This window comes from Variovorax sp. 01N425 (assembly GCF_056399465.1).
Genome location: NZ_JBFTRJ010000017.1, coordinates 102,358 through 115,048, shown reverse-complemented (window position 1 = coordinate 115,048; position 12,691 = coordinate 102,358). Strand labels below are relative to the sequence as shown.

The 12,691-nt window shown below is 63.5% G+C and carries 12 protein-coding genes and 1 pseudogene; 1 reads left to right on the top strand and 12 read right to left on the bottom strand.

What is annotated here, in order from left to right; genetic code table 11:
* Positions 1 to 21: 21 nt before the first annotated feature.
* The 6 genes from AC1DSC_RS26705 to AC1DSC_RS26680 are packed head-to-tail and all read right to left on the bottom strand — an operon-like array spanning position 22 to position 5,341.
* The gene (locus tag AC1DSC_RS26705) at positions 22 to 795 is read right to left on the bottom strand and encodes an SDR family NAD(P)-dependent oxidoreductase (RefSeq protein WP_478131962.1); all 774 of its coding nucleotides are present in this window, start codon (positions 793 to 795) and stop codon (positions 22 to 24) included.
* 32 nt (positions 796 to 827) lie between these two features.
* Complete coding sequence (locus AC1DSC_RS26700; RefSeq protein ID WP_478131961.1) at positions 828 to 1,523, bottom strand: ABC transporter ATP-binding protein; 696 nt, start codon at positions 1,521 to 1,523, stop codon at positions 828 to 830.
* The gene (locus tag AC1DSC_RS26695) at positions 1,516 to 2,268 is read right to left on the bottom strand and encodes an ABC transporter ATP-binding protein (RefSeq protein WP_478131960.1); all 753 of its coding nucleotides are present in this window, start codon (positions 2,266 to 2,268) and stop codon (positions 1,516 to 1,518) included. The genes AC1DSC_RS26700 and AC1DSC_RS26695 overlap by 8 nt, the downstream gene beginning before the upstream one ends.
* Positions 2,255 to 3,217, bottom strand: a complete 963-nt coding sequence (locus AC1DSC_RS26690) for a branched-chain amino acid ABC transporter permease (protein WP_478131959.1) — start codon at positions 3,215 to 3,217, stop codon at positions 2,255 to 2,257. The genes AC1DSC_RS26695 and AC1DSC_RS26690 overlap by 14 nt, the downstream gene beginning before the upstream one ends.
* On the bottom strand, positions 3,217 to 4,086 hold the full coding sequence (locus AC1DSC_RS26685; RefSeq protein WP_478131958.1) for a branched-chain amino acid ABC transporter permease: 870 nt from the start codon (positions 4,084 to 4,086) through the stop codon (positions 3,217 to 3,219). Before AC1DSC_RS26685 ends, AC1DSC_RS26690 begins: the two co-directional genes overlap by 1 nt.
* Positions 4,087 to 4,144: 58 nt before the next feature.
* Positions 4,145 to 5,341 carry an ABC transporter substrate-binding protein gene (locus AC1DSC_RS26680; RefSeq protein ID WP_478131957.1) on the bottom strand — a complete coding sequence of 399 codons (1,197 nt, stop codon included), beginning with the start codon at positions 5,339 to 5,341 and terminating at the stop codon, positions 4,145 to 4,147.
* Positions 5,342 to 5,495: 154 nt separating this feature from the next.
* On the opposite strand from AC1DSC_RS26680, the gene AC1DSC_RS26675 reads away from it, so the two are divergent.
* The gene (locus AC1DSC_RS26675) at positions 5,496 to 6,722 is read left to right on the top strand and encodes an IscS subfamily cysteine desulfurase (RefSeq protein WP_478131956.1); all 1,227 of its coding nucleotides are present in this window, start codon (positions 5,496 to 5,498) and stop codon (positions 6,720 to 6,722) included.
* A 510-nt stretch (positions 6,723 to 7,232) separates the two neighbouring features.
* Here AC1DSC_RS26675 and AC1DSC_RS26670 read toward each other — a convergent pair.
* From AC1DSC_RS26670 to AC1DSC_RS26645, 6 genes and pseudogenes are all read right to left on the bottom strand, one after another.
* The gene (locus AC1DSC_RS26670; RefSeq protein WP_478131955.1) at positions 7,233 to 9,188 is read right to left on the bottom strand and encodes a DUF3363 domain-containing protein; all 1,956 of its coding nucleotides are present in this window, start codon (positions 9,186 to 9,188) and stop codon (positions 7,233 to 7,235) included.
* A 378-nt stretch (positions 9,189 to 9,566) separates the two neighbouring features.
* Entirely contained in the window at positions 9,567 to 10,100 is a 534-nt protein-coding gene (locus AC1DSC_RS26665; RefSeq protein ID WP_478131954.1) for a S26 family signal peptidase, read from the bottom strand.
* Entirely contained in the window at positions 10,097 to 10,624 is a 528-nt protein-coding gene (locus tag AC1DSC_RS26660) for a DUF2840 domain-containing protein (RefSeq protein WP_478131978.1), read from the bottom strand. The genes AC1DSC_RS26665 and AC1DSC_RS26660 overlap by 4 nt, the downstream gene beginning before the upstream one ends.
* Positions 10,624 to 10,887 (bottom strand): chromosome partitioning protein ParB, encoded by a 264-nt coding sequence (locus tag AC1DSC_RS26655; RefSeq protein ID WP_478131953.1) that lies wholly within the window; start codon positions 10,885 to 10,887, stop codon positions 10,624 to 10,626. The genes AC1DSC_RS26660 and AC1DSC_RS26655 overlap by 1 nt, the downstream gene beginning before the upstream one ends.
* Complete coding sequence (parA, locus tag AC1DSC_RS26650; RefSeq protein ID WP_478131952.1) at positions 10,884 to 11,642, bottom strand: ParA family partition ATPase; 759 nt, start codon at positions 11,640 to 11,642, stop codon at positions 10,884 to 10,886. Before parA ends, AC1DSC_RS26655 begins: the two co-directional genes overlap by 4 nt.
* Before the next feature lie 200 nt (positions 11,643 to 11,842).
* Positions 11,843 to 12,667 (bottom strand): annotated as a pseudogene (locus tag AC1DSC_RS26645) (replication initiator protein A); the annotation flags it as partial.
* Between the last annotated feature and the right edge of the window lie 24 nt (positions 12,668 to 12,691).

Below are 12,691 nucleotides of genomic sequence, written 5' to 3'. Positions count from 1 at the left end.
TATTCCTTATCGAGACTCGAATCAAAGGGTGAGAAAGCCGCCGTCAACCGGGAGAATGACGCCGGTCACAAAGGAAGCAAGGTGCGAAGCCAGAAAGACAGCAGGGCCTGCCATCTCGTCTGCGCGGCCAGCGCGCTTCATCGGTGTATGCGACATGACGAACGCGACGCGGTCGGGATTGGCCCGAGAGATGGCGGTTTGCGGGGTTTCGATAAAGCCGGGTGCGATGGCGTTGACGCGCACGCCATGCTGGGCCAGGTCTACCGCCAGCGATTTGGTCAGCATCGCCACCCCGCCCTTGCTGGCGGCATAGGCCGTCGTGAAGTTCGGGGCTGCGGTGAAGGATTGGATCGACGCCAAATTGATGATGTTGCCTTTGGTGCGCTTGAGTTGATCCAGAAAAGCCGTGATGCCGTACATGATCCCGTCCAGGTTCACCGCCATGACCTCACGCCAAGTGCCAAAGTGGCCCTCCTCGCCGAACTGACCGCGGCGATGGATGCCCGCGTTGTTCACGAGAATGGACGCGTCGCCGGCCAAGTCGTGGACATGAGCCGCGGCCTGCTTCGCTTGGTCGGGATCGGATACGTCCCAAAGCACTGACCATGCGGTGCCTCCCTGCCGCGTGATCAGCGCGACGGTCTCTTCGATGGTCTGCATGTTGACGTCGGCGACCACCACCTTCGCGCCCGCTGCGGCAAGGCCGATGGCGATCTCGCGCCCCATCCCTTGACCCGCCCCGGTCACCACAGCCACCTGGCCGTCCAGCAGCGGGCTGCCGTTGAATTCGATCATCTGATAGCTCCTGATTCTCAATCGAAAGATGTTCAGATCGTCAGCCACTGACGATGGACGCGCTCCGCGTCGGCCTTGAAATCGGCGATGGAGAGCGTCTCCACAACTTTTCCTTTGGACATCACCAGGATGCGGTCCGAGATGCGCTCGGTGAGGTTCAGGTTCTGCTCGACAAGCAGGACCGCGACCCCTTCGGACTTCAGCAACTTGATCACGTCACCGATCTGTTGGACCACCATGGGTGCCAGGCCCTGTGTCGGCTCGTCGAGCATCAGGACTTTGACGTCCGTCACCAAAGCTCGGGCGATCGCTAGCATCTGCTGCTCACCACCAGAAAGCGCGTGACCTGCGTTCTTGATGCGGCGCTGAAGGTTGGGGAACAAGTCGAGCACCCGCTCTTCGGTCCAAGTTTTTGGCTTGCTGCGCTGGCCCACGCGCAGGTTCTCAAGGACCGTCAGCGCCGGGAAGATCTGCCTGCCTTCGGGCACGTATCCAATGCCCGCTCTCACCACTTCGTGCGCTGGCTTGCGACTCAGATCGAGGCCATCGAGCGACACCGTGCCGGAAGACGCCTGCACAATGCCCATGACGGTCTTGAGCGTCGTGGTCTTACCCACGCCGTTTCGCCCGATGATTGCGGTCACTTCACCCTTGGGCACCTGAAAGTCGACGCCGAAGAGAACCTTGCCGGATCCATAGCCGGCTTCCAGCCGATCAACTTTAAGCATGTGCCACCCCCAGATATGCGCGCTGCACCGCCGGATCGTTTCGCACCGCCTCCGGTTTGCCATCGGCGATCTTGCGCCCCTGATCCAGTACGACAATGCGGTCCGCAACGCCGAACACGACCTCCAGATCGTGTTCCACCAGCAGCACCGCGATGGGCGCGTCCTCCAGTAACGACTTGAGCAATCTCACCGTCGCGCGGGTCTCTTCGACCGACATGCCTTGCGTGGGCTCGTCCAGAAGAACCAGCTTAGGCTGAAGCGCAAGGGCCGTCGCAATCTCCAGCAACCGTTGATCGCCATGGGATAACTGCCCAGCCGTGCGGTTTGCGCAATCAGCCAAACGGACTCGGGCTAGCCACTCCATCGCCGCTGCCTCGGTCTTGTCGACAAAAGCCTTCGACGCCATCGGCCTGAGCCGCCCGGGAGATCTGGCTTGAACGGCCAGTCGGACGTTTTCCAGGACCGTCAGCTGCGGAAACAAGCAGGTAATTTGGTACGTACGACTCAGGCCTTTCTGAGCCAGGTCATACGCGGAAAGGTGTTCGACACTTTCACCAGCGAAGCGCACGGCTCCAGCGGTCTTCTTTATCGCGCCTGCAATCAGGTTGAACACGGTGCTCTTACCCGCCCCGTTCGGACCAATGAGTGCGACCACCTCGCCTGCATCTACGGTGAGGCTCACGTCATCGACCGTCGTGACCGCTCCCCAGCGCTTGATAAGACCAGAACATTCAAGAAGCGGCATGTTTCTCTCCAGCGGGGGGCGCGCGGCGTTGGGAAATCCTGGCGGCGAGCGAAGCCTTGATGCCCCACAGGCCTTTGGGTGCAGCAATGACGACGATGATGAACAGCAACCCCATTACCAATGGCCAACTGTCGGTGACTGCGCTCAACTGGTGGTGAGCAAGGACGATCAAGGCGGCTCCGATCATCGGGCCGATCAGGGTGCCGGTTCCGCCAAGAATGACGGCGATGATGACGTGCCCCGACTGCGTCCAATGCAAGATCTCTGGAGAGACGAACAGCAGGAACCCAGCATGAAGCGACCCCGCCACGCCGGCCAGCGCGCCGGACACGACGAAGGCGACAACGCGCAAGCTCCTCGGCACGTACCCGAGGGCGCTGGCACGTCGTTCGTTCTCGCGAACGCCGACGACGGCCCTACCCATCGCGGAGTTCATGAAGCCTCGGGCCAACCAGTACATCGCAAACACGACGATCAGAACAAGCCAGAAGTAGCCGTCGCGAGAGACGAACCCCTCGAACCCGAAGGGGCCTGCGTTGCGTGCAAAGCCGGTCAGGCCATCCGAACCGCCTGTAAATGTGTTCCACTTGAAAACGATTGCGTAGCCGAGCTGCGCAAAGGCCAACGTCAGCATCGCGAAGGCGACGCCACTCGCCCGTGTGCTTAACCATCCGATCGGAATGGAGAGGAGCGTTGCAACCAGCACGGCGCCCGCAATCGCGAAGGGCAACGGCCAGCCAGCCTGCAACGCGAACGCACATGCATACGCACCGACACCGTACGGCAGAACGTGGCCGAAGGAGAACATGCGTGCGTAGCCCATTTGCACGTCCAGGCTCATAGCAAACAGCGCAAAGATCAGTATTTCCGTCAACAGCGTGACTTGGTAGCTCTGGAGAGCGAATGGGGCCGCCGCCAGCATGGCGACGACGGGAACGGCGTACTTCATCACTCTTCTTCTCCAAACAAGCCACCCGGGCGATAAAGCAGAACGCCAATCATCAGGAGGTAGGTAACCACCAGCGAGAGGTCGGGAAAGTAGAAGTTGCCGAACGACTGTGTGGTGGCGACCAGCAGGCTGCCGACAGCGGATCCGAGAAAGCTGCCCATACCCCCGATCATCACGATGACGAACGATTCGATGATGGCCGCGCTGCCCATGCCGATGTAACCCGTGATTAGCGGGACGGCAAGGAAACCACCCAATCCAGCAAAACCGCAACCCACGGCAAAGGTCAACGTGCGGATGGTCCCGACATTGATACCTAGTGCCTGAGTCATTTCTGCGTTCTGCGAGATCGAACGGATGAGCAGGCCCAGGCGAGACCTCAAGATGACGATCGCAAGGATGCCCAAAGCGGTCAACCCGAAAACAATCAGGAAAACGCGGTAGAGGGGGAACGGCTCATCCATGACGAACACCACCCCAGCGAGCGCTTCGGGCAGTTGGACGTCGCGGCTGTTTGATCCCCACCCAAGGCGCGTGGATTCGGTGAGCACCAGGCTCAGCCCAAACGTGATCAAAAGGAAGCTGCTTGCGTCGCGCTTATAAAGGTGGCGCAGAAGCCCTGATTCAAAAATGGCTCCAACGGCCGCGGCACTCAGCGCCGCGAGCAGAAGTCCAGCCCAGAAGTTACCGGCCCATTGGGCCGCCGAAATTCCGACGTAAGCGCCAAACATGTACATCGCCCCGTGGGCAAAGTTCATGATGCGCATGATGCCGAAAATCAGCGTCAAGCCCACCGTGAGCATCGCTAGGAGCGATGCGAGGGATAGCGTGTTCAGCCCGAGGTTGAGCCAAAGTTGCAACACACTCATAGTGCGTCTTTCGTGAGGTTTGATGTTCTAGCGACGGGCTCAGCGGTCAACGCTCGCGTCAAAACGTGTCTTTGCGGCAGGCCGGAATAACTGCATCCGAGCTGAACGTTTCGATGATCTTGGGGAGTGGGTAACTCGCATCCGCACTCTTCTCCAGACGCGCAATAAAGACGCTTTGCTCGCCTTGCTGGTCGCAGCCACGCAGCTTCACCCGCCCCTTGACCGACTCGATCTCCAAGTCAACCAGCGTTTTTCTGACCGTCATCGCATCGACGGACTTGGCACGTCGCACCCCTTCTGCGAGCAAGCTCAAGCCTTGCCAGGTCTCGCCGTCGTACGTGTCCGGAATTTCGCTGTACTCGGCCCGGAAGATACGGTTGAACTCCCTGTTCTCGGCGGTATCGTATGAATAGTTGTACTGGCTCACACCATACAACCCTACGCCGGCATCGCCCAGCGGTCGCGTATTCAACAGATCCAAGACCTCAGTCACGATTTGCATCTGCTCGCCCAGCCGGTATTGGCCAGCCTGCTTGAGGAAGGCAGTGGCGTCGTCGCCGCTCATGGCGACGTAAAGCACTTCCGGCTTGGCTTGACGGATGCGAGCGATGTAGCTGGAGTAGTCCTTGGTGCCGAGGGGCGTCAGGACGCTTCCCACCGTTTGCTTGCCCAGGCCGCCTATGAGCTGCTCGAACGTCGAAAGACTGTTCTTCCCCCAGGCGTAGTCCTGGGCGATAGTGAAGAACTTCATCTTGGGCGACTTGGCGAACCAGAGCGAGATCGCGCGGGCACGCATGGGACCGGAAGTGCAAGTGCGGAAAGCGTTGGGGACGAAGTTCTGCGCCGTCAGCGATCCAACACCGCTGATGCCTGCCAAGTACAGGGCGTTCCAATCTGCAAGGCGCGGCATGATGGCCAGGGATTCGCCGCTGGATATGACACCGGTGATCAACTTGACACCGCGGCCTTCGATCAGTTCGGAGGTCTTGCGTACGCACGCAGCGGGGTCCCCCTGCGTATCTTCGAAAAAGAACTCGACCTGACGACCGTCGATGCCGCCTTTGGCGTTTACCATCTTCGCGAACAGTCGGCACGTGCGCTGGATCTGCGATCCAAGAGCCGACCAGTTGCCCGTGACGCCTGTCGGCACACCGATTCGCACTGCCTCCTTTGTTTGCGCCCACGCGGGCTGAAAAGTAGCCGCCAAACCTGCGCCTGCAGCGCCGGCCAAGAACCCTCTGCGATCGATAACCATGGTGTGCTCCTTGTGATTGCGAGGCAATGCTATATTCGCCATATACATCTGTCAACTAGGGTAGTTAAGGAATACAAGAGGCACTTTAATGGCGCAGAGCTTGCCTTTCTGGTGCACTCACACTTAGACACACCCGCAACCTGGACTCACGCGTATGACTTTGCCTTCCCCCCCTTCTCGTCCGATCTACATGGACTACATGGCGACGACCCCAACCGACCCGCGAGTGGTCGCCGCACTCCTTCCTTACCTTGGTGAGCATTTCGGAAATCCTGCCTCACGCAGTCATGTCTACGGGTGGGAGGCAGAAAGTGCTGTGGAGACGGCGCGCGCCCACGTCGCAAGTCTCTTAGGAGCCGATCCGCGTGAGATCGTCTGGACCTCTGGTGCCACCGAGGGCAACAACCTCGCCATCAAGGGTGCTGCTCACTTTTACAGCGGCAAGGGCAAGCACATCGTCACGCAGAAGACGGAGCACAAGGCTGTTTTGGACACGTGCAGAGAATTGGAGCGTGAAGGGTTCACGGTCACATACCTCGACGTTGAGAGCGACGGCCGCGTACGCATAGATTCGGTGCGAGAAGCCCTACGCGACGACACGATTCTGGTGTCCATCATGTTGGTCAACAACGAGATCGGTGTGATCAACCCAGTCGAGGAGATTGCGCAGTTGTGCCGTGATCGCGGCATCGTCTACCACTGCGACGCGGTGCAGGGGGCGGGCAAGATCCCGATCAACCTCAGCACATTCAACGCCGATCTGTTGACTGTGACCGCGCACAAGGTCTACGGTCCTAAGGGCATCGGGGCGCTGTATGTGCGTCGCAAGCCGCGGATTCGGATCGAGGCGCAGATCCATGGTGGGGGTCATGAGCGCGGGATGCGCTCCGGGACCCTTCCGACTCACCAGATCGTTGGTATGGGGGAGGCGTTTCGCCTAGCGAAGATCGAAATGGAGGCAGAGTCCGCGCGTGTGAGGCAGTTGCGGGACCGGCTCAGCGCAGGCCTGACCCAAATGGAGGAGGTGTATGTCAACGGCAGTCTTGAGCACCGGGTGCCGCACAACCTCAACATGAGCTTCAACTACGTCGAGGGGGAGTCGCTCATCATGGGAATGAAGGACATTGCGGTGTCGTCGGGTTCCGCCTGCACCTCCGCTTCTCTGGAGCCATCCTTCGTGCTTCGCGCTCTGGGTCGTAGCGACGAACTCGCCCACAGCTCCATTCGGTTCACGCTTGGGCGGTTCACTACAGAGGCGGAGATCGATGCGGTGGTCCGGCAAGTCACGGAAACTGTGGCGAGGCTTCGCCTGCTGAGTCCGCTGTGGGATATGTACAAGGAAGGGGTCGACATCTCATCGATTAAATGGGCTGCGCATTGACACGGGCATAGGTCGAAATCGCGGTGCGGTTCAAGACCCAGATCCGCTTGACGATGCCGGTGACGGGTCTCGCGGCTCCGAACGCTGGTCAAAGGCAGCCTGTTCGTTATGGCCGCAAGCGCCGGTGGCGGCTAGGATCGTGATCGGCCAGCATCCTTCGCAGTGCACAGGTCCGACGGCGCATGCTGGAGATGGGCGCCGAGCACCGAACCGGTAGGCGGGACGCCGGAGGCGTTCCGCAATCTGGCGCTGTCCGAACGTCGCCGCTGGGAGCTGGTGGCGCGTGCGGAAGAGATTCGTATTGAAGAAGGGCGAGGCGTGCACTCGGCTACGAAGGGCAGTCGAGCATTTCTGGGCATGGCCCAATGCGCCTGCAGGTGCTATGGGCCACTACCGCATTGAGCATGTTTACAGCCGTCGGCTCTATCGAAAGATGGAGCATTTTTCGATGCGTGTCTTCCAGCCGGACGCCGCGCTCGTCGCCGTACTTGTGATTCACCTACGTGGGCGTCAAATTGCCATGTCTCGCCGACGATCGAAATGCCATGTGACTGACTTTCCCTGGGCCACAGCAGAGACGTGTTGCCCCAGCCGAACTTCCACTGCAGGTCGCCACGCCACTAAGGTGAACCCCATGCCATCGTCAAGCACCGCAAAGCGCCCGCTCACGAGTTGAATAGAACAACGGTAGATGCCACTCGCTCTTCCATTCTCCCCAAGAGGCCGATAGGTCTGGCCTGTCCGCTCTTGCAGAGCCCCTCCGACGGCCACCAACTCGCGCTCCCTCAAGGTGTGCAGCAGATTGCGCGAAAGAACTACATGCGGGCCGCGTCGCTCAGCTAACCTCTGTTCGACCAGGAATTCCTGTCGGCCGCGCATTGCATCGCGCACCCGGGCGCCAAAACCGTGCGCCGCTAGTCCATCGCCATTTCCAATCAATTGCCGGTCCAGCCAGGTCGCGCCGATGGCTCGCACCTGTTGGTGGATCGGCAAGTGCGAGCGCAGTTCAATGACCGGAGCCGTGACTTTCTGCGTATCGTGCTGCTGGCCCTTCTGCGCTAAGTCAGACGGTACTCGCCAGACCCCATCGGCCACGCGCACCACAATGCCAGAGCGACGCAACGCTTCCAGCCGTCGCACATGAACATCGATAGTGGCCAGCGGATCGCGGTATGCCGCCTGCCGCAGTCGATCTAGGTGATTCGCGGTCTTGTAGATGCCGTCCTGGGAGATTGCCGCGATAGTGCGGTCGACCGCCCGCTCCCCTCCCGGCGTCTTCGCCTCCACAATGCCGTCCACCGGAAACGCCAAGAGATCGGCACCGGGCGGTAGTTTCAGATAGTGCGCCCGGCCATCAATGCCATCGACCACCAGATAGCCTCGGTCGTGCAGTTCGTCGGTCAGGCCCTTACCCGCGATGCGGCCGATGACGGGGGTGGTCGACGCGTCCTCCAGCACGCATTCACGCTGCTGGCCCTTGAGTGCCCGGCGCATGGTGTCCAGCGCCTCCTCGCGTTCGCCCATCGCGGTCAAGGTCCGCACCATGTCCGGCGCCAACCGCCACTGGTTGGCATCGACCCGCTCGGCCAACGCCATGGCTTCGAGCCGCTGCAGCCGCGCCCGCAGCACGTTCTGCCGTTGCCGGTCTTCGGGCCGACCGGTCAGGTCCACGGTCTCCGCCACGGCCTGGCGCATCAAGGCCCGGTCCAGGCCGGTGAGTCGCTGCTGCTCGATTTCGCGCTGGAGGCTTTGCCGGATCTCGGTCTCGGTGCGCGGCCCCAACCATTCGGTAGCAATCTCGCTGGCGCGCATGCGCATGCCCCGGGCGATGTAGTCCGGCGCGATGATGAGGTCTTCCGTGCCCGCGGTCCGGCCGTTCAAGACGACGTGGGTGTGCGGGTTGTCGGTGTCCCAGTGATCGACGGCCACCCAGTCCAGCGGCGTTTCCAAATCCACCGCCATGCGCTGCATGAGTTGCCGCGTGAAACCGCGCAGATCTTCCAGGTCGACCGCGTCCTCGGCCGAGACGATGAAGCGGAACTGTTGGCGATCTCCCCTGCCCCGCTCCTCGAAGGCCTTCAGATCGGCGGCATCGGTCTCGGGACCATAAGCCTGCCCGCGCTGCCCGTCGCGTGTCACCCCATCGCGCTCGATGTAGCGCAGGTGCGTGGATACCGAGTTCGCGCCGGCTTTCCGGAGCACCACGAAGCGGGCCTTGATAACCACGCGCCGAGCATGCGCGCCGAGGCGACCGCCGGCCATGCCGGCCGCGACGCGGCCCCGGCCAAAGGTCGATGCAGGCCGTCCTGCCCGCTTGCCCGACGCTTTGGCGCCGGCCTTCGAGACTTCCTTGAGAACCCGGGACACAAAGCGCTCCGGGCGCGGTCCTGCGTGGGATTTCGGGGCCGCGGGCCGGACACGAAAGCGCTCGCCATCCAGTTCCTTACGCGAAGCCAAGGCGGGCACTCTGGAGCGATGACGCGCAAGGGATCGAAAGCGGCACACGCGCAAGGCCGCAGCAACGTGGCGTTGCGCATCGGCGCAGCACCGGCATCGACAGGTGCCGTGCCGCGCCCAACCCACGTGCAGACTGACTTTGCGGGTGGCGGCGTGCCGCCCCTTTTATCTGGCCCTCCCTGCACCTCGGCGATTTCGCCTCCCGCATCCGCTCCCGGCTCCGACCTGCCGCCAGCCGCGCACGGGGCGCGCAACGTTGCCTGTGAGGCAGCGGCGGTGCAGCTCGCGCTGCACGCTGGCGGCGGGCTCTCTGCACGAAAGGGTGCAGCAGGGACGCACGTCCGGCTGCGATTCGGCGGCATGCTCGATCGCGAGATATCGCGAACTTCATGGCGAACTCCACGTCCACAAAGGCCGCGCGACGCCCAACACGGCCGACGCGGAGATGGGCCCAAAATACCGGCTGTCGAACGACGCCGGGTTCGTGTCGCCGAGCAGGAACAGTTCGCCCCCCGCAAGGGGGCGGCATTGCGACCAGGCTTGCAGCGGGCGATGCGCGCCGTCATGCGTCCGCGTGCTCGCCACCACGGCGCCGTCAATGCGCACGAGGTGCTCGCGAACACACACCGATTGCGGCGCAAGCGCGCCGACATGCTTGAGGATCGGCACGCCGCGCGGCAGGTAGCCGCGCTGAGCCGCGAAGGCGGCCACGTCGGCCGGAAGCCATGCCAGCACGATGCTGCCGACGTGCAGCGAGTCTGCGTTCTCCATGCGGCCGATGCGGTACCAGCCGCGCGGTACGCTGTCGCTCGGGTTGTAAACGATGAACACGCGGTCGCGTGTCGCCACCGGCATGACGGCCGGCGCGCACAGCGCAGCCAGGCCGACGCCCATGCAGGCGAAGAGCAGGCGCGGCGTCATCGCAGCGCCCCGCGCACCAGATGCGCCGCATGCCGCTCGGCGGTGTAGACCGGCAGCGGCTGGCGCGCAGCCAGCCGGTTGCCGACCGTGCGCCAGTACGTGACGGCCGCTGCGCACGGGTCGATGCCCGAGGCCTCGATGGCGTCGACCGCCGCGAGCACGGCCTTGACCTGGATCTCGCCGTCGGCGCGCAGCAGAATGCGCGCGCCCGGCTGTACACCGGCAACGCGCTGCGCGCCGTCGAGCGGCATGGGGGCCTGCAGCACCATCAGCTGCCAGAGCGCCGTGCCGTAGTCGTTGCCGATCCACTTGACGCGGCAGCAGACCGCATCCGGCTCGAAGATCGCAACGCGCCGCCAGCGATCGAGAATGGTCTCGCGCGCCGGCCGACCGAAGCGCAGCCAGACGTTCACGCGATGCTCGACGAAGGCCAATGACACCCGCATGGAGGTGGGCCCGCGCGTGGTCCCCGGACATACGACGGCTGAGGGCAAGGACTGCGCAGAAAGCGGCCGCGACTGCATCACGGTTCACCTCCGCCGTACTCACGCTCAAGCAACTCGCGCAGCATCTCGGCCGCAGTGACGTCGCGCTTGAACGCGGCCACCTTGATGTGGCCTCGCAACGCGGGTGTCACGTCGATGGTCAGGCGCGCGGTGTAAATCGACGCCTTGTCCGCGCCTGCTGGTTCGTCGGCCCGCCGCACCCAGGCCGACGCCGGATCGGCAGCCGGCCTGCGGCCGATCGGCGCGCGCTTCGGCGAAGTCGATGTCGCTCGCGACGTCATCGCAGCATCTCCCGCACGGCCTGCGCCAGCGCAGCGATCTCGCGCGCCGCGGCGCACGTCGGCGCCGCTTCGCAGGCGAGCCGCCCTGCAGCAACGCTGTCGGCGAACACGATGCGCTGCGAGATTTCGGCGTGCAGCGCGGCGAACGGCTGATCGGCCAGCGCCGCGCGCGCCTCGCGCCCGATGACCGTGCCGACCACGCGCCGGTTGATCACGAAGGCCGCGCGCAGTTGCGGCCGAAACACCCTCGCTTCGATCACGAGCTGCACCATCTCGTGGCTGGCCCACACGTCGTAGGCGCTGGGCTGCACCGGGATCAGCACCAGGTCGGCCGCCAGCAGCGCGGAGCGCGCAAGGGCCGCGACCCGCGGCGGGCCATCGATGACCACGTAGTCGGCCTGCGAGGCGATTTGCGGCGCCTCCTGGTGCAGCGAGTCCCTCGCCAATCCGAAGACGCCGTACAGCCGCGCCTGACCGTTCTGAAGCCGCCGCTGCGCCCAGTCCAGGGCCGAGCCCTGCGGATCGGCATCGAGCAGCGTGACGCGCCGGCCTTGCATCGCCAGCTCGCCGGCCAGATGCGTGGCGAGCGTCGTCTTGCCCGCCCCGCCCTTCTGGTTGAGCAGTGCGATCACCTTGCCGGGCCGAGGCCCACTTCCTGGCGAGCGGTTTTCGGCACTCTGACCTGCTTGGGCTGCTTCGGTCAAAGCACTGCCCATTGTTTGAGCAGCTTCGGCTCGCGCGCGCGTGACTTCCATTTATGTATCCCTTTAGATGTTTAGGCAGTCCCGAAGCCGTTGCCGGGCGCGGCCTCCGGCCCGATCGGTGCGGGCGATCCACCGATGTTTCTGCGGGTGATCCACCGAGGGTCGTGCGGGCGATCCACCGAGTCCGTCCCCACGTCATCCACAGGTTCTTCAACAGAAACTGTGGATAAGTCGCTTTGAAACAGTTCGCCCGGCGTCGGTCGGAAGGCCAACCACTCGATGCCGCCACTGCGCTCGAGGGACAGCCGGTAGCCCGGCACCGCCTGGCGCCGCACCAGATGGCGCACCTGCAGCGCGAAGTCGGAATGGCGCTGCAGGCTTCCGGACTTCAGGTGCAAGTGGCGCATGGCGAAGCGCCAGCCGCCGGGCTGCCGCCCTCCATGCTTGCGCACCAACCGATACAGCCAGCGCTCGATGCCGCCGGAAAGCTGGAAGTACGTGGGATCGAGCGTGAGCACCAAGGCCTCGTCCATCACGCCCGAGAAGAACCAGTCGGCCAGGATCAACTCGATGCCGTCGGCGCGTCCGTCGGAGCGGATGTATTCCTTCCACTCATTGATCCAGGAGAAGCGGTGCACGCGCATCGCGCCGCTCGGACGCTCCCGCTGGCGCAAGGTCGTGGCGACAGTGGTGGACTGCAGCCGGTCCAGCGCGGCGCGCAGCGCCAGGTAGTCGCTGCGGCCGGTGCCGCGCTGCGCGAAGCGCAGGATCTCGTAGGGCGTGGCCACCATCAGGCGCGAAGGCGCGATGCCTTCCTTCTTGGCCTGGACGATCTGGCTCGCGGCCCAGATCAGCACGTCGGCATCCCAGATCGTCGCAATGCCGTGCTCGGGCACCCCCTCGACTGTGAGCGAGACGCCGCCGGCTTCGAAACGGATCGGCACGGTGCGCGGCGACTTGGCCAGCGAGAAGAACGGGTAGGCCATCAGGTCCTGCGCATCGCGCAGCGCCATGTCAGCGCCCGGCAGCGCGCGGAATAGCGACAGCTGTTCGCGTTCGGAGGGGCGCTTCGACATGGATGACACTCCCTGCCCTGCTTG

Bases quoted from the DNA above. Each gene is read 5' to 3' on its own strand.
- AC1DSC_RS26705 (WP_478131962.1), bottom strand. From the start codon at position 795: ATGATCGAATTCAACGGCAGCCCGCTGCTGGACGGCCAGGTGGCTGTG.
- AC1DSC_RS26700 (WP_478131961.1), bottom strand. From the start codon at position 1,523: ATGCTTAAAGTTGATCGGCTGGAAGCCGGCTATGGATCCGGCAAGGTT.
- AC1DSC_RS26695 (WP_478131960.1), bottom strand. From the start codon at position 2,268: ATGCCGCTTCTTGAATGTTCTGGTCTTATCAAGCGCTGGGGAGCGGTC.
- AC1DSC_RS26690 (WP_478131959.1), bottom strand. From the start codon at position 3,217: ATGAAGTACGCCGTTCCCGTCGTCGCCATGCTGGCGGCGGCCCCATTC.
- AC1DSC_RS26685 (WP_478131958.1), bottom strand. From the start codon at position 4,086: ATGAGTGTGTTGCAACTTTGGCTCAACCTCGGGCTGAACACGCTATCC.
- AC1DSC_RS26680 (WP_478131957.1), bottom strand. From the start codon at position 5,341: ATGGTTATCGATCGCAGAGGGTTCTTGGCCGGCGCTGCAGGCGCAGGT.
- AC1DSC_RS26675 (WP_478131956.1), top strand. From the start codon at position 5,496: ATGACTTTGCCTTCCCCCCCTTCTCGTCCGATCTACATGGACTACATG.
- AC1DSC_RS26665 (WP_478131954.1), bottom strand. From the start codon at position 10,100: ATGACGCCGCGCCTGCTCTTCGCCTGCATGGGCGTCGGCCTGGCTGCG.
- AC1DSC_RS26660 (WP_478131978.1), bottom strand. From the start codon at position 10,624: ATGCAGTCGCGGCCGCTTTCTGCGCAGTCCTTGCCCTCAGCCGTCGTA.
- AC1DSC_RS26655 (WP_478131953.1), bottom strand. From the start codon at position 10,887: ATGACGTCGCGAGCGACATCGACTTCGCCGAAGCGCGCGCCGATCGGC.
- parA (WP_478131952.1), bottom strand. From the start codon at position 11,642: ATGGAAGTCACGCGCGCGCGAGCCGAAGCTGCTCAAACAATGGGCAGT.